Source organism: Mesorhizobium sp. RCAM 06353 (genome assembly GCF_059683585.1).
In genome coordinates this window covers 4,285,801-4,308,883 of sequence record NZ_CM185031.1, presented here as the reverse complement: position 1 = coordinate 4,308,883, position 23,083 = coordinate 4,285,801, and the positions used below count along the sequence as shown (strand labels likewise).

The 23,083-nt window shown below is 63.2% G+C and carries 21 protein-coding genes and 1 tRNA gene; 6 read left to right on the top strand and 16 right to left on the bottom strand.

Annotation, left to right across the window (positions count from 1 at the left end):
- Positions 1 to 21: 21 nt before the first annotated feature.
- From AC56QX_RS20795 to AC56QX_RS20765, 7 genes are all read right to left on the bottom strand, one after another.
- A complete protein-coding gene (locus AC56QX_RS20795; RefSeq protein WP_497110297.1) occupies positions 22 to 900 on the bottom strand; it encodes an SMP-30/gluconolactonase/LRE family protein in 879 nt (292 codons plus the stop codon).
- A 48-nt stretch (positions 901 to 948) separates the two neighbouring features.
- Positions 949 to 1,911, bottom strand: a complete 963-nt coding sequence (gene kce, locus AC56QX_RS20790) for a 3,5-dioxohexanoate:acetyl-CoA acetone transferase (RefSeq protein ID WP_497110296.1) — start codon at positions 1,909 to 1,911, stop codon at positions 949 to 951.
- On the bottom strand, positions 1,908 to 2,855 hold the full coding sequence (locus AC56QX_RS20785) for a 3-hydroxyacyl-CoA dehydrogenase (protein ID WP_497110295.1): 948 nt from the start codon (positions 2,853 to 2,855) through the stop codon (positions 1,908 to 1,910). Before AC56QX_RS20785 ends, kce begins: the two co-directional genes overlap by 4 nt.
- Positions 2,856 to 2,865: 10 nt before the next feature.
- Positions 2,866 to 3,672 carry an SDR family oxidoreductase gene (locus tag AC56QX_RS20780; protein ID WP_497110294.1) on the bottom strand — a complete coding sequence of 269 codons (807 nt, stop codon included), beginning with the start codon at positions 3,670 to 3,672 and terminating at the stop codon, positions 2,866 to 2,868.
- A 13-nt stretch (positions 3,673 to 3,685) separates the two neighbouring features.
- Positions 3,686 to 5,767: an ABC transporter permease subunit gene (locus AC56QX_RS20775; RefSeq protein ID WP_497110293.1), complete on the bottom strand. Its 2,082-nt coding sequence runs from the start codon at positions 5,765 to 5,767 to the stop codon at positions 3,686 to 3,688.
- Positions 5,764 to 7,296, bottom strand: coding sequence for a sugar ABC transporter ATP-binding protein (locus AC56QX_RS20770; RefSeq protein ID WP_497110291.1), 1,533 nt, complete (start codon positions 7,294 to 7,296; stop codon positions 5,764 to 5,766). Before AC56QX_RS20770 ends, AC56QX_RS20775 begins: the two co-directional genes overlap by 4 nt.
- A 103-nt stretch (positions 7,297 to 7,399) precedes the next feature.
- Complete coding sequence (locus AC56QX_RS20765) at positions 7,400 to 8,527, bottom strand: sugar ABC transporter substrate-binding protein (RefSeq protein ID WP_497110289.1); 1,128 nt, start codon at positions 8,525 to 8,527, stop codon at positions 7,400 to 7,402.
- A 220-nt stretch (positions 8,528 to 8,747) separates the two neighbouring features.
- Here AC56QX_RS20765 and AC56QX_RS20760 point away from each other — a divergent pair, with 220 nt between their 5' ends.
- Entirely contained in the window at positions 8,748 to 9,428 is a 681-nt protein-coding gene (locus AC56QX_RS20760; RefSeq protein WP_497110288.1) for a GntR family transcriptional regulator, read from the top strand.
- Positions 9,429 to 9,590: 162 nt separating this feature from the next.
- A complete protein-coding gene (locus AC56QX_RS20755) occupies positions 9,591 to 10,763 on the top strand; it encodes an NAD(P)/FAD-dependent oxidoreductase (RefSeq protein ID WP_497110287.1) in 1,173 nt (390 codons plus the stop codon).
- A 16-nt stretch (positions 10,764 to 10,779) separates the two neighbouring features.
- Here AC56QX_RS20755 and AC56QX_RS20750 read toward each other — a convergent pair whose 3' ends face one another.
- Complete coding sequence (locus AC56QX_RS20750) at positions 10,780 to 11,304, bottom strand: hypothetical protein (RefSeq protein ID WP_497110286.1); 525 nt, start codon at positions 11,302 to 11,304, stop codon at positions 10,780 to 10,782.
- A 165-nt stretch (positions 11,305 to 11,469) separates the two neighbouring features.
- On the bottom strand, positions 11,470 to 12,948 hold the full coding sequence (gene tig, locus AC56QX_RS20745; protein ID WP_497110284.1) for a trigger factor: 1,479 nt from the start codon (positions 12,946 to 12,948) through the stop codon (positions 11,470 to 11,472).
- 395 nt (positions 12,949 to 13,343) lie between these two features.
- On the opposite strand from tig, the gene AC56QX_RS20740 reads away from it, so the two are divergent.
- Positions 13,344 to 13,426: transfer RNA gene (locus AC56QX_RS20740), tRNA-Leu, on the top strand.
- A gap of 59 nt (positions 13,427 to 13,485) precedes the next feature.
- Here AC56QX_RS20740 and AC56QX_RS20735 read toward each other — a convergent pair.
- Positions 13,486 to 14,070 (bottom strand): GDYXXLXY domain-containing protein, encoded by a 585-nt coding sequence (locus tag AC56QX_RS20735; RefSeq protein WP_497110282.1) that lies wholly within the window; start codon positions 14,068 to 14,070, stop codon positions 13,486 to 13,488.
- Positions 14,067 to 15,185, bottom strand: a complete 1,119-nt coding sequence (locus tag AC56QX_RS20730) for a DUF2157 domain-containing protein (protein ID WP_497110281.1) — start codon at positions 15,183 to 15,185, stop codon at positions 14,067 to 14,069. The genes AC56QX_RS20735 and AC56QX_RS20730 overlap by 4 nt, the downstream gene beginning before the upstream one ends.
- Before the next feature lie 236 nt (positions 15,186 to 15,421).
- Here AC56QX_RS20730 and AC56QX_RS20725 point away from each other — a divergent pair, with 236 nt between their 5' ends.
- The 3 genes from AC56QX_RS20725 (at position 15,422) to trmFO (ending at position 17,740) form a co-directional block, all read left to right on the top strand.
- Positions 15,422 to 15,562, top strand: coding sequence for a DUF1127 domain-containing protein (locus AC56QX_RS20725; RefSeq protein ID WP_013531315.1), 141 nt, complete (start codon positions 15,422 to 15,424; stop codon positions 15,560 to 15,562).
- A 49-nt stretch (positions 15,563 to 15,611) separates the two neighbouring features.
- Positions 15,612 to 15,752, top strand: a complete 141-nt coding sequence (locus tag AC56QX_RS20720) for a DUF1127 domain-containing protein (protein WP_497110280.1) — start codon at positions 15,612 to 15,614, stop codon at positions 15,750 to 15,752.
- Between the two features lie 569 nt (positions 15,753 to 16,321).
- Complete coding sequence (gene trmFO / locus AC56QX_RS20715) at positions 16,322 to 17,740, top strand: methylenetetrahydrofolate--tRNA-(uracil(54)-C(5))-methyltransferase (FADH(2)-oxidizing) TrmFO (protein ID WP_497110279.1); 1,419 nt, start codon at positions 16,322 to 16,324, stop codon at positions 17,738 to 17,740.
- 7 nt (positions 17,741 to 17,747) lie between these two features.
- Here the strand turns inward: trmFO and AC56QX_RS20710 are convergent, their stop codons facing one another.
- The 5 genes from AC56QX_RS20710 to secDF form a co-directional block, all read right to left on the bottom strand.
- On the bottom strand, positions 17,748 to 18,698 hold the full coding sequence (locus AC56QX_RS20710) for a sterol desaturase family protein (RefSeq protein WP_497110278.1): 951 nt from the start codon (positions 18,696 to 18,698) through the stop codon (positions 17,748 to 17,750).
- Positions 18,698 to 19,132: a hypothetical protein gene (locus AC56QX_RS20705; protein ID WP_497110276.1), complete on the bottom strand. Its 435-nt coding sequence runs from the start codon at positions 19,130 to 19,132 to the stop codon at positions 18,698 to 18,700. Before AC56QX_RS20705 ends, AC56QX_RS20710 begins: the two co-directional genes overlap by 1 nt.
- Positions 19,133 to 19,211: 79 nt before the next feature.
- Complete coding sequence (locus tag AC56QX_RS20700) at positions 19,212 to 20,063, bottom strand: phytoene/squalene synthase family protein (protein ID WP_497110274.1); 852 nt, start codon at positions 20,061 to 20,063, stop codon at positions 19,212 to 19,214.
- A gap of 1 nt (position 20,064) precedes the next feature.
- Positions 20,065 to 20,457, bottom strand: coding sequence for an Mth938-like domain-containing protein (locus AC56QX_RS20695; RefSeq protein ID WP_497110273.1), 393 nt, complete (start codon positions 20,455 to 20,457; stop codon positions 20,065 to 20,067).
- Between the two features lie 28 nt (positions 20,458 to 20,485).
- Entirely contained in the window at positions 20,486 to 23,035 is a 2,550-nt protein-coding gene (secDF, locus tag AC56QX_RS20690; protein WP_497110271.1) for a protein translocase subunit SecDF, read from the bottom strand.
- Positions 23,036 to 23,083: the final 48 nt, after the last annotated feature.

The window sequence follows — 23,083 nt, the reverse complement described above, 5'->3', positions numbered from 1 at the left end:
GAACAGCCAATGGGCGACTGATCACCCGCCAAACCGCGGCTCCGGAACGCCGGTCACGCCGAGGCCAGTGACGGCGAACAGGCTGCCGCGCAGCACACCGTCGCCGGGAAAGCGCGGCAGCGGCGGCTTGGCCATCGAGGTGACATAGAGCGTGTCGAGCTTCGGCCCGCCGAACATCACGCTGGTGATCTTCTTCACCGGCATGTCGATGATGCGGTCGACAGTGCCATCGGGCGCATAGCGCACGAGGCGTCCGTCATAGACCAGCGCATTCCACAGGTACCCCTCGGCATCGACGGTCGAGCCATCCGCAGCACCGCCCTTGCTGGTGTCGACGCGCACGAAGGTGCGGCGGTTGGTGGCGGCGCCCGTGGCGATGTCGTAATCATAGGCCCAGATCTCGCCGGTCCAGGTGTCGGCGAAATAGAAGGTGCGGTCGTCGGGGCTCCAGCACGGACCGTTGGAGCAGATGATGCCGGAATCGATCCTTGTGACCGAGAAATCCGGATCGAGCCGGTAGAGCCCGCCGGAAGGCCCCTCCTCCATCGTGTCCATCGAGCCGGCGAAGAAGCGGCCGCGCCGGTCGACCTTGCCGTCATTGAGACGGTTCATCGGCCTGTCCGGCTCCGGATCGTGGATCAGCGTCACATCGCCAGAGGTGAAATCGAGCAGATGGAAGCCGCGCTGCAGCGAGACGACCGCGCCGCTGCCATCCTTGCGCAGCGCCATCGAGCCGATCTTCATCGGCACGTCCCAGGAGCGGATTTCGCGCCCGTCGGCGGTGGCGCGGAACACGCGCCCGTCGAAACTGTCGATCCAGTACAGGCGCTCCTGCTCGACGTCCCATAGCGGGCCCTCGCCCAGCGTCGTCTTCACGTCCACCACGACTTCGATCTTCATGCCATCCTCCTGTGTATTGGCATCCCGTGCAGCGATTATTGGGCCGCCTCAGAAGGCGACCTTGTCGCCGCCCTTCAAGGACAGGATCTCGCGCGCCTCGTCCGGCGTCGCCACCTCCATGCCAAGCCCTTCGATGATCTTGCGCGCCAGCAGGACCTGTTCGGCGTTCGACTTGGCGAGCTTGCCCTTGCCGGCCCACAGGCTGTCCTCCAGCCCGACGCGAATGTTGCCGCCGAGTGCGGCCGATTGCGCGGCAATGCGCAGCTGGCTGGCGCCGGCGCCGAGCACCGACCAGCGGAACTGGTCGCCGAACAGCCGGTCCGCTGTGCGCTTCATATGGGCGACGTCTTCGGGATGGGTGCCGATGCCGCCGAGCAGGCCGAACACCGACTGCACGAAGAATGGCGGCTTCACCAGGCCACGGTCGGCGAAATGGGAGAGGTTGTAGAGATGGGCGATGTCGTAGCACTCGAACTCGAAGCGCGTGCCATTGTCGTAGCAAGTCGCCAGAATGTACTCGATGTCCTTGAACGAGTTGCGGAAGACCAGGTCGCGCGTCGCCTCCAGATGCGGCTTTTCCCAGTCGAACTTGAAGGTCTCGTATTTGTCGGCGAGGTGATAGAGCCCGAAATTGATCGAGCCCATATTGAGCGAAGCCACTTCCGGCTTGAATTGGGCGGCCGGGCGCACGCGCTCCTCGACCTTCATGTAGGGGCTGCCGCCTGTGGTGATGTTGATGGCGGCATTGGTGCCTTGCTTGACGCGCGGCAGGAAGCGGGCGAAGGCCTCCGGCGTCTGGTCGGGCTTGCCGGTTTCCGGGTCTCGCGCATGCAGATGCAGGATCGCGGCACCGGCCTCTGCCGCCGCGATGGCCTCCGACGCGATCTGATCCGGCGTGATCGGCAGATAGGGCGACATGGTCGGCGTATGGATCGCGCCCGTCACCGCGCAGGTGATGATGACCTTGCCCTTGGCCGCCATGGCGCCGGGCTTGCGGCTTGTTTCTGTCATTGTCCGAACTCCTGATCCGATTTCTTCTTGTGTGCCGCCAGCGCCATCAGCCGGCGATCCCGCCAGACCTGCCGGTCGCCCAGGCTCTCCCTCGGCAAGCGCTTGCTGCGCTCGGCCTCGACGGTTGCCATGACCTCGCCAGCCCAGTCGACCCGGCGCAGCATTTGCGGGAAAATGTTGGAATAGATGCCCTGGTAGCGCTCGACATAATCGCGCACGCCGCCGGGCGCGTTGAGGTCGATGGTCTCGAACGGTCCCATGAAGGACCAGCGCAGCGCCAAGCCATCGCGGATGCCGATATCGACATCCTCGACGCTGGCGTAGCCGTCCGCGACAAGCCGGAAAGCCTCTTCCAGCAAGGCGCCTTGCAAGCGGTTCATGATGAAGCCGTCGAGCTCGCGCTTCATCACCAGCGGCGCATGGCCGGCATCGATGAGGAAGGCGCGCGTCCTTTCGAGCGTCTCGGCGGACGTCCACGGCGCCGGCACCACCTCGGCCGCCGGAATGAGATAGGGCGGGTTGATCGGATGCACGACCAGGCAGCGGTGCCGCCCTTGCAGATGGTCGGTGAATTTCGACGGCAACAGCGCCGAGGTGGAACTGGCGATGACCGTTTGCGGGCCGGCAAGGCTATCGATCAGGGAGAATACTTCCCGCTTCACATCGAGGTTTTCAGGCGTGTTCTCCTGGACATGGGCTGCATCGGCCAGCGCTTCTACCAGTTCGGCGACGACGGCGATGCGGCCCAGCACGGTGCCGACGGACTGCCCGCGCAGCAGGTCGTTCGCGGCAAGATCGCCGAGCACACCTTCTATATAGTCGCGCGCACCATCCGTCGCTGCGGGCGACTGGTCCCACATGCGCACATCATGGCCGGCGCGGGCGAAGCTGATCGCCCAGGCCCGTCCGATGAACCCGCTTCCGACAATCGCGACATTGGCCATGGATTGTTCCTCAGAGTGTTTCGACGTTGCCGTCGACGCCGAGCGACTGGCCCGAAATGTTGATGCCCGCGTCGGAGAGCAGGAATGCGACCATCGAAGCGACGTCATAGGGACTGGTCATGCGGCGCAGCGAGATGTTCTGCAGATAACGCCCGGTCATCTCCTCGTGGCTGATACCGACCTGCTTGGCGCGTGCCGAGATGACGCCTTCGATGCGTGGCCCCTCGATGATGCCGGGCAGGATAGCATTGACCCTTATGCCGTGCGGCCCAAGCTCCTTGGCGAGGCTCTGGGTGAAGCCGATGACGCCGAACTTGGCCGCCGAATAGGGCGTGCGGAACGCGTAGCCGTGACGGCCGGCCGCCGATGACATCGAGACGATCGAGCCGCCGCCCGCCGCCTTGATCAGCGGCACGGCGCGCCGCGCACACAGGAACTGGCCGGTGAGACAGATGTCGATGCAGCGCCGCCAGTCGTCCGGTTCGATCTCGTCGACACCGCCGGTCGGCCCGGCAATGCCGGCATTGTTGATCAGCGCGTCGAGCCCGCCGAGCTTTTCCTTGACCGCCTCGAACAGGCGGTCGACGTCATCGTCGCGCGAGACATCGGCCTTGACCGCGGCAACCAGGTCGAGCTTGCCGGGAGCAGCGGCCAGCGCTTCGTCGGAGACGTCGCAGACGACGATGCGTGCGCCGAGCCGCGACAGCGTGTCGGCGATGGCGAAGCCGATGCCGCCGGCGCCCGCCGTCACCAGCACGCGCTGGCCTTTCAGCCCGGCCAGAAATTCGTCCGCCGATGCGGGTGCCTTTGTGCTCATCGTCCTGTCCTTTTCATTGCAGCCGCCGTTCGCGCAGCGCCATGACGGCGCCCAGAACGACCAGCCCGTAGAGAATTGCCCTGGTGGCGTAGGGAAGCGTGGTGCCGGCCAGCAGCATCTGTAGCGCCGTCAAAAGCAGCACGCCGCCGAGCATGCCGAGATAGTGGCCGCGCCCGCCGGTGATCAGCGCGCCGCCGACCACCACGACCGCGATTGATGGCAAGAGATAATCGTCGCCCATGCCAAGGCTCGCCTGGCCCGAAAAGCCGGTCAGCATGATGCCGACAACAGCCGCGCAGACGGCCGACAGCATGTAGACCAGGATCAGCGTGCGCTCGACACCGATGCCGGACAAGCGCGCCGCGCGCAGCCCGTTGCCGATGCCGTAGACCCGGCGCCCGAACGGCGTCCGTCCAAGCAGCAGCACCGCCCCGACCACGAAGACGACCATCAGCAGGACGATCGGAGTCACAAAACCGAGCTTGGCCGTCATGAACCAGCGCAGCATCGGCGAGGAAAAACCGGCCGGCGTTCCCTGCGAATAGATCAACGCGAAGCCCTGCAGAATGCCGTTAGTGGCGAGCGTCATGACGATCGGCGAGATGCCGAGATAGGCGATGCCGAAGCCATTGGCGAAACCGATCGCGCAGGCCATCACCAGCACGACCGGCAAGGCGTAGACAAGGGCGGCGTCGGAGCCATTGACCATGCCGGCCAGGATGATGCCGGAAATGCCGATCGTCCACGGCACGGAGAGATCGAGGCCACCGGTCAGGATGACCGTTCCCTGCCCCAGCGCCAGGACGGCGAGGAACGACGACAGCACCAGCAGGGAGTTCCAGTAACCCGGATTGAGGATGGCGCGGCCGAGCCAGATTTGCGTAACGACCACGATGACGAGCAGGCAGACATAGGCGGGCAGCGCATAGCGCAGTGTCTCGGCATTGCGCAGACGGAAAGCCGGGCGTGGCGCTGCCGGACCACGCAGGCCCTGCGAGGGCCCAGTGATCTTCAGCCGCCGGTCGATCGGCTCAAGCTGCGAGGGCAAGATGCCGGCGCGCCAGGCGGCGAGCCGCGCGCGGGCCGCGCGCAGTTGCACTGCGAGCACCGATGCGTGCGACAAGGATCCGGCAAGGGCCGCCAGCACCAGGATGGTGCCTTCCGCGATGGTCGCATAGTAAGCCGATACGTTCAGCACCAGCAGGATGTTCACCACCATCATCAGGATAAAGGCGCCGAAGACGCTGCCCACCGGGCCACCCTGCCCGCCGCCAAGGCGCGTGCCGCCGACCACCACCGCCGCGAACATCGACAAAAGCAGCGGATTGCCGACCAGCGGGTCGCCGCTACCGGTCTGCGCGCTGATGAACACGCCGGCAAGGCCGTAGCAGCCGCCGGCGATGACATAGACGGCAAAGCGCACCAGCACGACATTGATGCCGACGGCAGCCGCCGAATCCGCGTCGCTGCCGACGGCATAGAGTGCCGTGCCGAAACGGGTTCCCTTCAGCCAGAACCAGGCGAGCAGGACGACGCCGATCACCACCAGCGGCATGGGCAGCCAGCCGGTGATCGCGTCACCCAGATAGAAGCTGCCGAGATCGGGCGAGACGAAGCCACCGGGCTTGTCCATCACCAGCAGCGTGACACCTTGCAGGATGAACATGGTGGACAGCGTCACCACGATGGGCTGCATGCGCAGCACCGCGATGAAGAAGCCGTTGAAGGCACCCACCGCCATGCCGACGCCGATGCCGACCGCGGTCCACAGCAAAATGCTGGCGCCCGGCGCCATCGGGTCCATGCTCGATGCCAGCACGGCATTGACCAGCGAGATCACCGCGCCGGCGGAGAGGTCGAAGCCACCCGACAGGATGACGATGGTCTGGCCGATCGCCGCCAGCGCCGAGGTCGCACCGCCGCTGGACAGGAACGACACGTCGAAATAAGTCAGCGGCCCAGCACTGATCCAGTCGACAATGAAAAGCAGGATCGCGAGAACGGCCGCGGCGATCAGCGCACCGCGGTTGCGCATCAACGCTCGGCGCAGACCGAAGCCGGTCGAACCAGGGGATGAAGTTGCTGCGCTGCTCATGCGGCTTCTTCCCCGGCATGGCCAAGCGCCGGGCGCATGATGGCGGGCTCGGTGATGGCGTCACCTTCAAGCTCGGCCGCGATGCGCCCGTCATAAAGAACCAGGACCCGGTCGCATTGGTGGACGAGTTCGGGAATTTCGGTCGAGTGCAGCAGGATCGAGCCGCCGGCGGCGACGTAGTTTCGCATCATCACATAGAGCTCATGCTTGGTGCCGACATCGATGCCGCGTGTGGGATCGAACAAAAGCAGGATGCGGCTCTGCGCTACCAGCCATTTGGCGATGGCGATCTTCTGCTGGTTGCCGCCGGAAAAGGCCCCGGCCCGCGTCCACAGCGCGCGGCGGTCGACTTCCACGGTGGCGAATGCCTCCTCGACCGAGCGGGTCTCGGCCGCGGCGTCGACAAGGCCGAAGCGCGTGAAGCGCGACACTACCGGCAGCGTGGCGTTCTGGCTGCCCGACAGTTTCAGGAACAGGCCTTCGGATTTACGATCCTCCGGCACCAGGCCAATCGCCATGTTGGGCCGCAAGGCATCCGCCGGAGAGCCGAGCCAGACCTTGCGGCCGTCGACAAGGACGTCGCCACGGATGATTTCGGCCATGCCGAAGCAGGCCAGGAACAGATCCTGCTGGCCCATGCCTTGCAGGCCGGCAACACCGAGAATCTCGCCCCGACGCAGGTCGAAATGCGCGCCATCGAGCTTGCGCCCGACCTTCAAGTCGCGCACGCCCAGAACCGGTGGACCGAAGGCCTGGGCACCGTCGGGCTTGGGCGGAAAGGTCTGCTCGATGCTGCGCCCGATGATCTTCTCGATGACGTCGCCGTCGGTGACATCGGCTACCGGCGCGGTGACGATGTGGCGGCCGTTTCTCAGGATGGTCAGCGTATCGCAAAAGGCGCGCACCTCGCGCATGCGATGGGTGATGAAGACGATGGTCGTGCCCGCCGCCTTCAACCTGGCGATGATGTCGCCCAGCCAGTCGACATCGCGGCCGGCGAGCGTCGAGGTCGGCTCGTCGAGCAAAAGGATGCGCGGCTTGCGGTAGACGGCGCGCGCGATCTCGATCTTCTGCCGCACCGAAAGCTCGAGCTCGCTCACCTCCGCATCGAGATCGACGGAAAAACCGAGCTCATCGATATGGCGGCGGACCGCCTTGCGTGCAGCACCGCGGCGAATCAGGCCGGAGATACCGACGGGGGCGTAGGGCAACAGCATGTTGTCGAGGACGGAGAGATCGCGCACCAGGGTCATCTCCTGGAACGCCGTCTGCACGCCGAGCGCATGTGCCGTGCGCGGCGCGCCATAGCCGATCTCCTTGCCGAAGACCCTGATATGACCGGCACTCGGCCGCACCAGCCCCGACAGCAGTTTCACCAGCGTCGACTTGCCGGCGCCATTCTCACCCAGCAGCGCATGGACGCTGCCGGGCGCGATGCGGAACGACACGCCGTCCAGCGCGACGGTGGCGCCGAACGCCTTGCCGATACCGTCAATCTCGATGGCGGGGAACTCGGAGTTTTCTGTCATGTCCTCGATCGCCGGGCTGCGCACTTTTGGGCGCCACGCATTTGGCGCGTATCGACGATGCACGGACAAGGCCCGTGCATCGTCGCGATTTGCCTTGGGAGGCTTAGTTCTCCGGCTGTCCGACGAGGGCGGCGTTGAGGCCGATCTCGGGCGTCTGGTCCGAAAAGATCGAAGCGAACCAGCCGGGATTGGAAACCAGCGACGGCTTGAAGACGTTGCAGCCGGCCTTCATCTCCGCCCAAGTGCCTTCATCGCATAGCTTGATCGTCTCATTGGTGACGAGCGGCAGCGGCAGGATCGTGGTCTTCGGCACATCCTTGCCCTCGATCGCCTCGACGGCAAGTTTCAGCGCCAGCGCACCGGAATAAGGCGGCGAGGCATAGGAAATGCGTTGTGCGCCCGATGGTGCATAGGGCGGAGCCGCCCCCTCTACGTCGGTGCCCTCCGGCAGCATCTGGATGCGGCCGCCATTGGAGCCCTCGCCGGCGCAGGGCAGGAGTTCGCTGGCCTTCTTGCCGGCCTCGAGCTGCATCGAGTTGGCGGTGAAGCAGCCGACCTGCATCCACAGCCCGTTGATATCGCCCCAGCTGCGCGTGGCGAGGATCTTGGAGAGCTCGGTTCGGGCGACCGCCTGGCTCCACATGCCGACAGCCTCGCCGACAATCTTGATGTCGGGATATTTGGCAAAGACCTCCTTGGCGGCCTTTGTCCGTTGATCGTCGACCGATGTGCCGGGAACGCCGGTAATGGCGATGATGTTACCCTTGCCATTGAGCTTCTTGACCAGCCATTCGGCGGTTACCCTGCCCGCTTCCAGCTGGTCGATGTGGACGTTGTAGGCACAAGGCTCGGTAATCTCGGCGTCATAGGCAAAGACCTTCACGCCCTTGTCGCAGGCATTCTTCACCACCTGATTGAGCGCGGTCGGCGAGATCGGATAGACGACGATCGCCTCGGCGCCGCTTTGCACCATGGCGTTGATCTGCTGGATCTGGCGTTGTGCGTTGGGCCCGGCGACCTGGACCTGCAGATCGACCTTGTCGGCAAGGCTCTTGTGCGCGGCCATGGCCTTGACCATGTTTGCCGCCTCGGCCTGCCAATCATTGCCGATGTAGCTCATGCTGAGAAATATCTTGTGCTTTTCGGCCGCTTGCGCGCCCGACATGCCAAAGGCGCAAGCAGCCATGCCCGCCAGCAGCGCGAGCCGCCGGACTTTCAATCCGATACCCATGTGAATTCCTCCCGAAACGAACGACCGAATGCCTCCCGAGGGCACGAAACGTAGCCCTCGCCATCCGATGTCGATAACCCTAACATCATTTGATCAAAGATCAATGATGAAATATCTTTATACCAAGCCACCGGTAGCATACGCTTGACGCGGCAGCCGGAACCCTGCATTCCGGGAACGGGTTGTGGCGCGGCCTTTGCGCGGAAAGGTTGATTGGGAGATGGCCGGAGCGGCGTTCAGGAAGCCTGGTGTCGAGATCGTGCCCCTGTCCAGAGAGACCCTGCAGGACAGGGTCTATCGCCATGTCACCGAATTGATCCTCGACGGCAGCATCGTGCCCGGCGAGATGGTGACGGTGCAAAGCCTTGCCGACGCCTTCGGGGTCAGCCCTATGCCGGTCAGGGAGGCTTTGCGGCGGCTGACCGCGGCCAATGCCTTGATGGTTGTTTCAGGCCGCTCGATCGGCATTCCCGCACTCAGCCGCGCGCGCCTCGTCGATCTCCGGAATGTCCGCTTCGAGATCGAGGCGATAGCCGCCGCATGGGCGGCAGAGCGCATCGACGACCAGGGCATCGTGCAGCTCGGCCAGCATCTGGCAGCACTCGAACAGGCCAATGCGGCTGGGGACGTCAAATCCTATCTGCGCGCCAACTACGCCTTTCACTTCTCCATCTATCGGGCGGCTGGCTCGGAGAACATCCTCAACATCATCGAGAATTTGTGGCTGCAGATCAGCCCCTATTTCAACATGCTGCATGATTCCGGAAACTATTCGACCGCCAACGAGCACCATCAGGCGATGTACGCGGCGCTGCGCAACCGCGACGCCGAAGCCGTCCGCCAGGCGATCCGCGCCGATATCGACGCCGCCTTCGACGTGCTGGTCGACCTGCTGAAATAGGATTGCCCTTCCACCTGGGCTGCGAAAATCACGCTGCAATTGGCGAAGGTCAAGCGGCGCCACGCAGACGCATTCCGTTTGTCTAGTGGCATCGGCTTGAAATGAGCCGACCTTTCCACACATGCGATACACACGACAAAATATTGAGAAGGAACTGACAGCATGACCACACAGGCCTCCGCGTCTGAAATCGTGATCGTCGGAGGCGGCATCTACGGTACCAGCCTCGCCTACGAACTGGCGCTGGCCGGCAGGACCGTTACGCTGCTCGAGGCCGACGACATCGCCACCGGCGCATCGGGCGGTTCCGGAGAACGGGGCGTGCGCGCTAACAGCCGCGACTTGCGCGAACTGCCGATGGCGACTGTCAGCTTTCCGCTCTGGGCCAGATATCAGGAACAATTCGAAGGCGGCGTCGGCTACCGCCGGATCGGCGGCCTTCATCTCTTCAATATCCCGCATGGCGGCCATGAACATGAAGTGCGCGGCACCATGGAAGCCATGGCAATGGCACAGAACGCGCTTGGCGTTTCTTCTCAGCTTCTCAACCGTGACGAAACGCTGGAACGCGAGCCGGAGCTGTCGGGGGATCTGATCGGTTCGATCTACTGCCCGAATGACGGTGTGTGCGATCACACCTTCGCCACGCAGGCGTTCGCCAAACAGGCGCGCAAAGCCGGAGCGAACCTGCGCACAGGCACCCGCGTCACCGAAATCCTCCACACCAGAGGGAGGGCGACGGGAGTGAGGCTGGCGAGCGGCGAAGTCGTGCCGGTTGGCGAGAAGCTCGTTCTCCTGGCCAACAGCGGCGTCCTGCCGCTGCTCAAACCGGTTCTCCAGCCGCAAGAAATCATGCCCGTCACCACCCTGATGCCGCAGATGATGTTCGTCACCAATCCGCACGGCAAGAAGATCAATCATCTTCTCGGCCATGCCCACCGCACGCTGTCCGTGAAGCAGATCCCGGATGGGACGTTGATGCTTTCAGGCGGCCAGAGCGTTGCCTATACGCCGGAGGGCCGTTGGAAGGGGTCGCTCAGTGCGACAGCGCTCGGCCTGACCGATGCCATCGCGACCTTGCCCTTCATCGACGAGTCCGCCTTCCTGAAGGTCGATGCGTCCCGCGTCGAGAGCTGTGCGGTCGACGGCATCCCGATCGTCGACACGCCTGCTGCCTTGCACAACACTATCTATGGATTTGCCTGGACCGGGCATGGCTTTGCCATAGCCCTTGGCGTCACCAAATACCTGACTGACTGGATCGTCAGCGGTGAAAAGCCGCAAGCGCTCGAAGTCTTTTCTGGAAGACGGTTTCGGGGATCATTTTCCGACTAGACCACCCGAGATCCGGTCACGGTGGATCGGTATGGCAGGTCCCGGCGATCTGCTCGACTGCCTCTTCAAGTCCCGCGAGGTCGAAATCCGCCTGGCCGCGGCCTGACAACAATCCGAACCGCCAGGAAAGCGACAGCCGGCTTGCGGGAACAAGGCGCTTGATGCCGTCAGCTCCGTCGCGCATCAGCATTCGGCCGCGCGCCCCGACCGACCAACTCTCGTCGAACTTGCCGCCGCCGTCGACGGTGACCGACATGGTGATCTTGCGGCTGGCCGAAACCCCGTCATTCAATTGCAGCCATTCGGTCCAGCGCGGTTCGCCGTCTGCCCGGCAGGCAATGGTCAGCACCGGGCTGTAGCTCAGGGCGCCGCCGCCCGTGATCAGCTTGTTGGTGCCATGAAGCGAAGCGGTGACAAGGCCACCGTCGTCCGTGCCGAAGCGCCAGTCGCCGGCAAGCGCGGCGGCTTGGGCAAGGTCACAGGCGAAGGCCAGAACGAGCGCCAGGGCGACAGTACGCCCCGTTTCGAAGAATAGGCTCAACGCCCCCTCCAGGAACCACACGGTTTGCAGCAACAGCGCAGATAGTGATTAGCGCTTGGTATAACCAAGGGCCGCCTCCCGCGAAGCGAATCGGCTGTTGCAGTTTCGCAACGAAAAAGGCCGCCTCGAGGGCGGCCTTCGTCGATTCCATCAAGTGCGGGAAACTTATTCGGCGTCCTTGGCGGCCTTCTTCTTCGGCGCGGCCTTCTTCTTCGGCTCTTCCGCCTCGTCCTCGCTCGCCTTGGCTTCAGCCTTCTTGGCCGCGGCCTTCTTCGCCGGCTTCGCCTTGGTCGTGGTTTCCGCTTCCTCGTCGTCGGCCATCAGCTCTTCCTTGCTGACCTTGACGTCGGTGACCGAGATCTGTCCGAGCAGATGATCGACGACCTTCTCCTCGAACATCGGCGCGCGCAGCGCATTCAGCGCCTCGGGGTTGTTGCGGTAGAACTCGAAGGCTTCCTGCTGCTGGTTGGCCGGGAAGCGGCGAACCTGCTCGAACAGGCCGCGCTGCAACTCCTCGTCCGATACGGTGACACCGGCCTTCTCGCCGATCTCGGCCAGCACCAGGCCGAGGCGCACGCGGCGTTCGGCAAGACGCAGATATTCGGCGCGGGCTTCTTCTTCGGTCGTCTCTTCGTCGGCGAAGGTGCGGCCGGCGGCTTCCAGATCGCGGTTGACCTGCGCCCAGATGTTGTTGAACTCGGCCTCGATGAGCTTCGACGGCGCCTCGAACGAATAGGCCGCGTCGAGCTGGTCGAGCAACTGGCGCTTGACCTTCTGGCGCGTCATCGAGCCGAACTGGTTCTCGATCTGGCCGCGCACGATCTCACGCAGGCGCTCCAACGACTCCAGGCCAAGGTTCTTGGCGGTCTCGTCGTTGATTTCCAGTTCGCCGGGCTTTGACACTTCCTTGACGGTGACGTCGAAGGTGGCTTCCTTGCCGGCCAGATGAGCAGCCTGGTAGTTTTCCGGGAAGGTCACGGTGACCTGCTTTTCGTCGCCAGCCTTGGCGCCGACCAACTGGTCCTCGAAGCCTGGAATGAACTCCTTGGAGCCCAGCACCAGCGGTTGGTCGGTGCCGGCGCCGCCGGCAAAGGCCTCGCCGTCGATCTTGCCGACATAGTCGATGCTGACGCGGTCGCCTTCAGCCGCCTTGCCGGTCTTCGGCTCGTAGCTGCGTGCCGATTCGGCAACGCGCTTGACCTGGTCGTCGATCTCGGTGTCCGGCACGTCGAACACCTGACGCGTCACCTTGATATCGGAGAAATCCTTGATCTCGATCGCCGGAATGATCTCGTAGTTGAGGCGGAACTCGAAATCGGTGCCGCCGGCCAGGATCTTCTCGGCTTCCTTCTCGTCCTCGGTCATGATGACTTCGGGCTGCATGGCGGCCTTTTCGCCGCGGCCCGTGATGATCGAACGGGTCGAATCGTTGAGGATCTCGTTGACCACTTCGGCCATGAACGACTTGCCATAGACCTTGCGCAGGTGCTGCACCGGCACCTTGCCCGGCCGGAAGCCGTTGATGCGAACCTTATTGCGGGCGTCCGACAGCCGCGCCATCAGCTTGGCTTCCATGTCACCCGCCGGCACGGTGATCTTGATCTCGCGCTTGAGACCGGAGTTGAGCGTTTCGGTGACCTGCATCGTAAAACCTTTGTTTTCACCAATGAGACTGCCACGGCCTCTGCCGTTTACAGCCTGCCGGTATAATCTTGCCGGGAATGGCTTTTGGTACGGAACCTGGCGATTTGACCGAAATTACGGCTCAAACTCTCCCAAACTGCGTTCCAAAATGTGAATAAGTTCTTGTTTTTCCTACTTCTTATCACATTCTGTAGAAGCGGATCGTCGCGTCCCGTCACATTTGACACGCCTTTTGTCACAGGCGAGGCTAATTTTCAACAGTCTTCGCGTTTAGGCGAATAACCAACATTTCGGCCTTGGCCCGACATTCTGGCCCTCACCGACATTTTGGACCTGACCCAACATCTTGAACCTGACATTGACAGAATGATGGCTACATGGGATTGCCGGACCACGCGGGTATGGCGGAACTGGTAGACGCACCAGATTTAGGTTCTGGCGAGAGATCGTGGGGGTTCGAGTCCCTCTACCCGCACCACTCTTCGCTCTTCGAGCTTCGGGTGGCAGGCCACCCCGCCAACCCCCAATGCAGCATGACTAATAAAGCGGCTCCTCGAACAGCGTTTTGTCGCCGTCGACCAGTGCCTTGATCTGCGCGGTGCCGTCGCTGGCGAGCGCCAGCCTTATCCCGAACGGGCGCACCCGCATGTCGTTCTGGATCGCCATGCCCTCGCCTTCCGGCAGATAGAAACGTTCGATGCCGTAGTCCGGTGCGATCGACGCTCCCTCGCTGCGAAGGTCCCAGCCTTCGGCGACATGGCCTGATATGTCGGCCTCGTCGGCGGCGGCCGGCGTCGGCGCCTTGCCGAACCAAGCAGTGGTTGGTGTCCAATAGCCGTCAGCACCTTTCTTCAGGCGGACCACGATCGAGGTGTCGTCGCTGGAGAGTTTGCCGGCGGGACTGTTGGCGATCATTTTCACTGGTATGCGCGAGATGTCGTAGCCAAGGATGATATAGTCGCCGCGCAGCAGGTCGCGCGGATCGACGGGTTCGATCTTCAACAGCACTTCCTTGCCGTGGCGCAGGATCGCCGCCCGGCCGGCGATGATCCAGCTCAGGAAGCCCATCTGGACGAGCGCCAACACCAGCGCCGAGATTACAAGCCGCTTTCCGGTCATCATGCCGTGGCTCCCCCCGTTGCCGGACCCTTCATGCGTTTTTCGACGCGGATGATGACGATGGCCAGGATGCCGAGCAGCACCGCGGCGGCAAGGAAGAAGCCGGCCGTGTCGAGCATCGATTGCAAGGTCACGACATAGATCATGGCAAGTTCGACGGCGAAGCCGAGATAGGCAAGCCAGCGCAGGCCTCGGCTCTCCCGTCCTGCCAGCACGATAGCGGCGACGATGCCGGCCAGCGCGACGACCGAGGCGATGGTGAAACCGCTGTTGTAGGTGCTTTCGTCGGCCAGTTCGAACTGGATGATGGCGAGGCCAGTGAGGAAGCCGAGCAGCGCGTGCAGCGGCAAGCGGCCGCCAAGCTGCACGATCTTGTCGACCGGCTCCGGTGCGAAGACGCCAGCCGCGAAGAGCACGACAGAGGCAATGACCAGGGGGATCGCCACCGGCAGCGTCGCGTGATTGCCGGCCAACAGCACGAGATAGAAGAGCAGCGACAGGATGATCAGATGCCGCGCCGGCTGGCTGCGGGTCCAGAACGAGATGGCAAACAGCACGACCGCCATGACGACGAAGGCATGCGGAAAGTCGCTACGGTTGTAATAATCGAACCCTTTGAGGAACAGCCACGCATCGGCGATGCCGACCGAAGCGACGGTCAGCGGGTTCGACCGTAGCGCGACCGCCGCCAGCGCCGTACCGGCGCCCCAGGTGATCAGGGCGGAAGCTTCGTCGCCGGACAGATGATACATCTGGCCGATCAGCGCGATCGAACCACCGAAGGCAGCAGCCGCCACGATCCATAAGGCCTCGCCGATCGCCGCATGGTCGCGCGTCTTCAGCACCGCGCCGCCGACATAGCCGCCAAGGATGATGGCAAACAGCGCTGCCACCCGCGCCAGCCGCGGGATGGCGTCCCAGTTGGCGGCGACGAAGATCAGGATGGCCGCACCAAACAGCAGCGCAGCCATCATCGCCAGGATCGAGCCGAAGCTCAGTGATTTGCGCGCGTTGGCGTCGACGTCACGCGTCAGGGAATCGGCTGTCGCAGCGTCGATCAGGCCTGCCTGGAGCCACCGCGCAATATCGGACCTGACCCGTGTCGAGTAGCCCGCCATGTCCTGCCTCCCCCGCTAGGTCGTTTTTTCAGCCGAACCAGCCAAACCGTTGACGTCACGGCACTTTCTGATTCTGGCTTCTTTGTGTCAGGTCCGTGAAGGCGCGTTAATGTTGCATTGCACAATTTGCATTGCTGCCATGCAGCCATAGCGCTTTTAAATCGATATGACCCCGCCTATTTATGGTTCGTACACAAACGGAATGATCCGCAAGAAAAGACGAAACGAGAACTACCATGAACCTGATCCGCAACTACCGCAACTGGCGCCGCTACAGGGACACCGTGTCCGAGCTGAGCCGCCTGAGCAACCGTGAACTGACCGACCTCGGCATCAGCCGCAGCGACATTCCTTACGTCGCTCGCAAGGCGGTCTAATCCTTCGGACCGCAAATGGTCCGAACAAGTTTCTGAAGAGAGAACGACAATGAACCTGATCCGCAACTATCGTAACTGGCGCGTTTATCGCGATACGGTTACCGAGCTGGGTCGCCTTTCGAACCGCCAGCTGCATGATCTCGGTATCGTCCGCGACGAAATCAAGATCATCGCCCGCCGGGCGATCTAACGGAATTTCGCTGGGGTCGACCTCCTCCCCGACTTCCAGCGAACGGTCAGCCCTTATCCTCCTCCCGAGGGTTGACCACCAAAACGGCGCCCGCCGCACCTCCTCCCGCGGCGGGCGCTGTTTCCCCGGAGCAAAATTCATTTTGCTCCAAAGGGTTTCGCCCCTTTTCAAAATGCGAAAGAGATTTCGTCAAAGCCGACCTCCTCCCCGGCGATGACGAATAGGCCCGACCTTCACCTCCTCCCGAGGGTTGGCCAACCAAACGGCGCCCGCCGCACCTCCTCCCGCGGCGGGCGCTGTTTCTCCGGGGCAAAATGAATTTTGCTCCAAAGGGTTTCGCCCCTTTTCAAAACGCGAAAGAGATTTCGTCAAAGCCGACCTCCTCCCCGGCGATGACGAATACGGTCGATCTTCACCTCCTCCCGAGGATCGACCCCCAAAACGACACCCGCCGGACCTCCTCCCCCGGCGGGTGTTGTTGTTTTCAGCGGCTGGTTTCGCCCTCTGCGTTTGCCCCACACCAAGCACGACAATTGCAATCGCGGCGGCAAGCGATTATTCCGGCGCTCATGAGCAAAAACCCTATCCACGTCATCGGCGGCGGTCTCGCCGGTTCAGAAGCCGCATGGCAGGCAGCGCAAGCCGGCATTCCCGTCGTGCTGCATGAAATGCGCCCGGTTCGCGGCACCGACGCGCACAAGACCGATGGCCTGGCCGAGCTCGTCTGTTCCAATTCCTTCCGCTCCGACGATGCCGAGAACAACGCCGTTGGTCTGCTGCACGCCGAAATGCGGCTGGCCGGCTCCTTGATCATGAGCGCCGGCGACGCCAACCAAGTGCCGGCGGGCGGGGCACTCGCCGTCGACCGCGATGGTTTTTCAGAAGCCGTGACGAAAAGGCTCGAAGCGCACCCGCTGATCACCATCCAACGTGAGGAAGTGCCCGGCCTGCCGCCGGCCGACTGGGACCAGGCTATCATCGCCACAGGGCCGCTGACCGCGCCTTCGCTTGCTCAGTCGATCGCGGAAGCGACCGGCGCCGATGCGCTGGCCTTCTTCGACGCCATCGCGCCGATCATCCATTTCGACACGATCGACATGGACACCTGCTGGTTCCAGTCGCGCTACGACAAGGTCGGACCGGGCGGCACCGGCAAGGACTACATCAACTGTCCGATGGACAAGGACCAGTACCTTGCCTTCGTGCAGGCGCTGGTCGACGGCCAGAAAACCGAATTCAAGCAATGGGAAGGCACGCCCTATTTCGACGGCTGCCTGCCGATCGAGATCATGGCCGAACGCGGCGTCGAGACACTGCGCTACGGGCCGATGAAGCCAATGGGCCTGACCAATGCGCACAACCCGACGGTAAAGGCCTATGCGGTCGTCCAGCTGAGGCAGGACAATGCGCTGGGCACGCTCTACAACATGGTCGGCTTCCAGACCAAGCTGAAGCATGCCGAGCAGGTGCGCGTCTTCCGCACGATCCCAGGGCTCGAAAATGCGGACTTTGCTCGCCTCGGCGGCCTGCACCGCAACACCTACATCAATTCGCCGACCTTGCTCGACGCATCGCTGCAGCTGAAGTCGCGCCCCGGCCTGCGCTTTGCCGGCCAGATCACCGGTTGCGAGGGCTATGTCGAAAGCGCTGCCATCGGCCTGCTCGCCGGGCGCTTCGCCGCCGCCGAGAGGCTCGGCCAGGCACCCTCGCTGCCGCCGCTCACCACAGCCTTCGGCGCCCTGCTCAATCACATCACCGGCGGCCATATCGTTTCCGACGATGAGCCGGGCAAGCGCTCCTTCCAGCCGATGAACGTCAATTTTGGCCTGTTCCCGCCGGTGGAGGCCGTGAAGATCGAAGGTAAACGCCTGCGCGGCAAGGACAAGACGGTCGCAAAACGGCATGCCATCACATCGCGCGCCCAAGCCGATTGCCGGCGATGGCTGGGGCTGCCGGCTCAGGCGGAAGCCGCCGAAGCGGCGGAATAAAGTACACCTATTCCGCCGGCTCGGCACCCGCCATCGGCAGCCCCGGCTTCCCCGCCTCACCCGGATTTCGCCTGACATAGGCGGCCTTCAGGCTCTCCGACGTCTCGCGCGAGCCGTCATGGCTCCAGCCGGGCGGCTTGATCAGGTAATTCAGGCGATCGCTGAGTGAAAGACCCGGCGCGAAAGCATCCCTGAACATGCCGATCCACTCGTGGAAGGCCACTTTCAGCGGGTTGAAGGTGCCGAGATTCTTGACGATGCCATAGCGCGGCCGGTCCTCCTCCAACTCCTCAACGAAGGTGCCGAACATGCGGTCCCAGACGATCAGCGTGCCGGCATAATTAGCATCGAGATAGCGCGGATTGGTGGCGTGGTGGACGCGGTGGTGGGATGGCGTGTTGAAGACGAATTCGAACCAGCCCCACATCTTGCCGATGGTCTCGGTGTGGATCCAGAACTGCCAGACCAGGTTGAAGCCGAAGGTGAAAGCAATCACCGCCGGGTGGAAGCCGAGCAGCACAAGCGGCGCCTGCAACACGAACATGAAGGTGAACAGCCCGGTCCAACTCTGCCGGAGCGCCGTCGACAGATTGTAGTGCTGGCTCGAGTGATGGTTGACGTGCTCGGCCCACACCCAGCGCACCCGGTGCGCGATGCGGTGGTAGACATAGTAACGCAGATCATCGAGCAGGAAGGCGGCCAGGAACACCCAGACCGACAGGCCGAGATTGAAGACGCGGAACTGCCACAGCCACAACAGCGCCCAATAGGAGACGACTCCAAGCAGCAGCCCGGCGACGACATTGCCGGTGCCCATCATCAGGCTGGTCAGAGTGTCGCGCGTCTCGAATGAGCCTTTGGCGCGGCCTGTGCGCACCAGCCCGAGCTCGATCAGGATGGCGGCGACGAAGAACGGAATGGCCAGCTGGGTGACCTGCGGAAAATCATAACTGTCCATCACGCGGCCTCCCTGGCGGCATCTGAATGGCGTGGTTCAACAGCCTTCAGCAAAGCCTGCGCATCGCTGGCATCGGCAAAGCGGAAGCGGCCGCCCTTCCAGGTGAAGTCCGTCAGCCGCATCAGAATCGTGTTGGCCTCGTCAGCGCTGGACACCCTTGTGTCGCCAGCCGTGACGATGCGGGTCAAAAAGCAGTCGCCGATGCTGTGGACGATGCCGATGCGCCCTCGTCGAAGATCCAGAAATGCTGTTTTGGCATCCGCCGTCAGACGGACTGTCGCAGCTATCTCGTCAGGGTAATCCTCCGCGAAACGGATCAACGCCTGATCCGCACCGGTCAGCGTTGCCGTCTTGCTGCCGCCGGTGAAATGCACGGCTGCAACCGACAGCGCAATGCCAAGGGCGACGATCGCGACCAGAACGGGCAGGCTCATGGATTTCCTCCGGGCCGGCCTGTCGTCTTCGGCGACAGTTCTCGGCGCGGCCGAATCCTTAACACGATTGACGTTTACGTCAAAGTGCCGGCCAGCCCTTGCCCGCGCGCCGCAACAGCAGCCAATGCCGACGCACGGCGGATAACCGCACGACGCCGTCGAGCGGTGAATGGCGCGAGCCTTCCATCTTGTCGAGATAGGCGCGCGACAGCGCCAGCGGCAGGAATGCAGGGCGCAACGACGCCGGCAGCCCGGTAGCGCCCCGCTCGAAAGCAGAAAGGTGTTCGCGCGCCAGCGCAATCATCGCCGCCACCGCGCGCTGCGCCCCAGGCCCGCCAGCGCCGGCAACGAATTCTTCCGGCGAAGATCCCGCCGCCGCCAGGATGTCGGCCGGGACAAAACACTGCCCGCGCTTGCGGTGCAGCGGCAACAGACGCAGGAGGCCGGTCATCGCCTGCGCACAGCCCGCCCTGCCAGCCAGTTCAGCGAAGCGGGACGCCTCGACGGGATCGAGCATCATCGCCGCAAGCTGGATCAGCGCAGCCGCAGTCTCACCGCAATAGCCTTCGAGATCGGTGCGCGACGGCATCGGATCGTCGTAGAGATCGAAGATGCGCGCTTCGAGCATGTTGTCGAAGGCGAGCTTGGGCAGGCCATGGGCGGAAATTGTCGCCTTCAATGCGTCGGCGACGGGATGGCCGATGCCTGCGCCGTCATTGTCGGCGGCGATGAGGTCACGCCACCATTGCAGCCGCACCTCGCCCGGCAACGGCTCGTGGATGCGGTCGCGGATGCCGGCGATTTCGGCATTGAAAGCATAAAGCGAAAACAGCGCATCGCGCTTGTCGGCTGGCGCGTAGAGCGCCGTCAGATACCGGTCATGGTCGGCCGCGCGCACCGAATCCATGACGATTTCTGTATTCTGCGACATATCAATCGACGGCGATGAGCGCGGCAGCCACGGCGCGGTCTTCCGCCAGAAGGACATTGTAGGTCCGCACCGCAGCCCCGGTCGACATCGGGTCGGACGCAATGCCAGCTTCTTTCAGCGCCGCCCGCAGTGCCGACGGCAATGGCCGGAGATCCCTGCCCATGCCGACCAGCAGGATCTCGACCTTGTCGGCCTCGGCCAGTAGTCTGTCGAAATCCGCTACCGTCAATGCCAACGGATTTTCCGGCTCCCAGCCATGGATCCCTGTAGGCAGGCACAGCAGTGAGCCACGATGCGACATGTCGGCAAAGCGGAACCCGCCATTGCCGTAGGCCTCGATCGGCGCGCGGCCGGGGAAATGCGCCTCGCGGATGACGATGCCTTTGCCGGTCATCACTCTGTCATCCCTTCGGGGTCGCGCGTCAGGTCGCGACCGCCTTGCCGCCGCTGACCGGCTTCTCCTCATCGGCCGAAGCCTGCGGCCGCAGCTTGAACAGGATCAGCAGTGGTGCGGCGATGAAGATCGACGAATAGGTGCCGAAGACGACGCCGAACAGCATCGCCATGGTGAAGGAGCGGATGACTTCGCCACCGAACAGCACCAGAGCCAACAGCGCCAGGATCGTCGTCACCGAGGTGAGCGTCGTTCGCGACAGCGTCTCGTTGATGGCGTTGTTCAACAGCTGCGGCAGCGGCATTCGCTTGTATTTTCGCAGATCCTCGCGGACGCGGTCATAGACCACGATCGTATCGTTCAGCGAATAGCCGATGATGGTCAGGATCGCCGCCAGCGACGATTGGTTGAACTCCAGCCCGGTGATAACGAAGAAGCCGAGCGTCATGACCACGTCGTGCACGGTCGCAACAATGGCGCCGACCGCGAACTGCCATTCGAAGCGGAACCAGACATAGACCAGGATTCCGATCAGGGCGACCAGCATGGCGATGGTACCTTGCTTGGCCAGTTCGCCGGAAACCGTTGGTCCCACCACTTCGACGCGGCGGAAATCATACTGGTCCTGCAGTTCGCCGCGCACCTTGTCGATGACCGTCTGCTCGGCATTCTCGCCGCCATCCTGCGTGCCGACGCGGATCAGCACGTCATTCGGCGCACCGAACTGCTGCACCTGCACCTCGCCGATGTTGAGCTCCATCAATCGGCTGCGGATATCGCCGATATTGGCATCGCCGCTCTTGGCCTTCACCTCGATCATCGAGCCGCCCTTGAAGTCGATGCCGTAATTGATGTCCACGGTCATGAACAGCACCACGGACAGCACCGACAGGAAGCTCGACAGCGCGAACGTCCAGCGGCGAATGCCCATGAAGGGGATCTTGGTACCCGGTGGAATGAAGGTCACCGGAGCCTTCGGCAATTCCTTCGGACGGGCGCGACGCAGCCAGATCGACACCAGCAGGCGCGTGAAGGTGAAAGCGGTGAAGACCGTGGTCAGGATGCCGATCGCGTAGGTGATGGCAAAGCCCTTGACCGGGCCGGTGCCGAGATAGAACAGCACCACGGTAGCGATCAGCGACGTGACGTTGGAATCGACGATGGTCGCCAGCGCCTTCGAGAAGCCGGTGTCGATCGCCTGGATCACAGAGCGGCCGGCACGTCGTTCCTCACGGATACGTTCGTAGATCAACACGTTGGAATCGACCGCCATGCCGATGGTCAGCACGATACCGGCAATACCAGGCAAGGTCAGCGTCGCCCCAAGCAGCGACAACAGTCCGACAATCATCGCCACGTGCACCGCCAGCGCGATGTTGGCGAGGAAACCGAGGAAGCCGTAGGCGACGAACATGAAGGCAACGACGAGGATCGAACCGATGATGCCCGCCACCTTGCCGGCATGGATCGAATCCTGGCCAAGGCCCGGACCGACCGTGCGCTCCTCGATGACCGTCAATGTCGCAGGCAGCGCACCGGCACGCAAAAGCACGGCGAGATCGTTGGCGCTCTGGGCGGTGAAATTGCCTGATATCTGGCCGGTGCCGCCGAGGATCGGTTCACGGATCTGCGGCGCCGAGATCACCTGGTTGTCGAGGATGATGGCGAATAGCTTCCCGACATTCTGCGAGGTCGCCTGGCCGAAGCGGGCGGCGCCCTTCGAATCGAAGCGGAATGAAACCACCGGCTCGTTGTTCTGCGAATTGTACGTCGCCTGCGCGTCGACGAGGTTTTCGCCCGAAACGATGACGCGGTTTTCAATCAGATACGGAACCGGCGGATCGTCCTGGGAATAGAGCACCGACGAACCCGCGGGCGGGCGCCCCTTGAGCGCGTCCTGCACCGGCATCGACTGATCGACCATCTGGAAGGTCAGCTTTGCGGTCTGGCCGAGGATTTCCTTCAGCCGCTGCGGATCCTGCAGGCCCGGAACCTGGACAAGGATGCGGTCGTCGCCTTGCCGCTGCACAATAGGCTCGGTGGTGCCGAGCTCGTTGACGCGGCGCTCGACCACTTCGATCGACTGCGCCAATGCGGTCGATGTGCGGTATTTGATACCGGCGTCGGTAACGGTGAACTTGAGCAGGCCCGGTTCGGAATCGTCCAGCGACATTTCCTGGATGGAGCCGCCGCTGAACAGGCCGGCGGCGACAGGATCGGTCAAGGTCTTCAACGCCGTCTTTGCGGCGTCGAGTTGGGCTGGATCCGTGATGCGGACCTGCAAGGTCCGCCCGGTGCCGGCAAGGCCGGTATAGCCGATCTTGGCGTCGCGCAGCAGCGTGCGGATTTCGTCACGTGTCGTCTCCAGCCGATCCTTGATCAGATCGTTCTGGTTCATCTCGAGCAGGATGTGCGAACCGCCCTGCAAATCGAGGCCGAGCGTCATCTGCCGTTTCGGCACCCAGCTCGGCAGCTGAGCCAGCGTGCTGGTGGGGAACAGATTGGGCGCGGCGAGGATCACTGTGATGGCCACGGCCACCCAGATCAGGATCATCTTGAAGCGCGAAAAATACAGCATATGGCGTCGTCCGTCAGAGCGTGTCCGCGGATCGCTCCGCCTGGAATT

Coding starts and splice junctions, on each gene's coding strand:
- AC56QX_RS20795 (WP_497110297.1), bottom strand. CDS start 900: ATGAAGATCGAAGTCGTGGTGGACGTGAAGACGACGCTGGGCGAGGGC.
- kce (WP_497110296.1), bottom strand. CDS start 1,911: ATGACAGAAACAAGCCGCAAGCCCGGCGCCATGGCGGCCAAGGGCAAG.
- AC56QX_RS20785 (WP_497110295.1), bottom strand. CDS start 2,855: ATGGCCAATGTCGCGATTGTCGGAAGCGGGTTCATCGGACGGGCCTGG.
- AC56QX_RS20780 (WP_497110294.1), bottom strand. CDS start 3,672: ATGAGCACAAAGGCACCCGCATCGGCGGACGAATTTCTGGCCGGGCTG.
- AC56QX_RS20775 (WP_497110293.1), bottom strand. CDS start 5,767: ATGAGCAGCGCAGCAACTTCATCCCCTGGTTCGACCGGCTTCGGTCTG.
- AC56QX_RS20770 (WP_497110291.1), bottom strand. CDS start 7,296: ATGACAGAAAACTCCGAGTTCCCCGCCATCGAGATTGACGGTATCGGC.
- AC56QX_RS20765 (WP_497110289.1), bottom strand. CDS start 8,527: ATGGGTATCGGATTGAAAGTCCGGCGGCTCGCGCTGCTGGCGGGCATG.
- AC56QX_RS20760 (WP_497110288.1), top strand. CDS start 8,748: ATGGCCGGAGCGGCGTTCAGGAAGCCTGGTGTCGAGATCGTGCCCCTG.
- AC56QX_RS20755 (WP_497110287.1), top strand. CDS start 9,591: ATGACCACACAGGCCTCCGCGTCTGAAATCGTGATCGTCGGAGGCGGC.
- tig (WP_497110284.1), bottom strand. CDS start 12,948: ATGCAGGTCACCGAAACGCTCAACTCCGGTCTCAAGCGCGAGATCAAG.
- AC56QX_RS20735 (WP_497110282.1), bottom strand. CDS start 14,070: ATGATGACCGGAAAGCGGCTTGTAATCTCGGCGCTGGTGTTGGCGCTC.
- AC56QX_RS20730 (WP_497110281.1), bottom strand. CDS start 15,185: ATGGCGGGCTACTCGACACGGGTCAGGTCCGATATTGCGCGGTGGCTC.
- AC56QX_RS20725 (WP_013531315.1), top strand. CDS start 15,422: ATGAACCTGATCCGCAACTACCGCAACTGGCGCCGCTACAGGGACACC.
- AC56QX_RS20720 (WP_497110280.1), top strand. CDS start 15,612: ATGAACCTGATCCGCAACTATCGTAACTGGCGCGTTTATCGCGATACG.
- trmFO (WP_497110279.1), top strand. CDS start 16,322: ATGAGCAAAAACCCTATCCACGTCATCGGCGGCGGTCTCGCCGGTTCA.
- AC56QX_RS20710 (WP_497110278.1), bottom strand. CDS start 18,698: ATGGACAGTTATGATTTTCCGCAGGTCACCCAGCTGGCCATTCCGTTC.
- AC56QX_RS20705 (WP_497110276.1), bottom strand. CDS start 19,132: ATGAGCCTGCCCGTTCTGGTCGCGATCGTCGCCCTTGGCATTGCGCTG.
- AC56QX_RS20700 (WP_497110274.1), bottom strand. CDS start 20,063: ATGTCGCAGAATACAGAAATCGTCATGGATTCGGTGCGCGCGGCCGAC.
- AC56QX_RS20695 (WP_497110273.1), bottom strand. CDS start 20,457: ATGACCGGCAAAGGCATCGTCATCCGCGAGGCGCATTTCCCCGGCCGC.
- secDF (WP_497110271.1), bottom strand. CDS start 23,035: ATGCTGTATTTTTCGCGCTTCAAGATGATCCTGATCTGGGTGGCCGTG.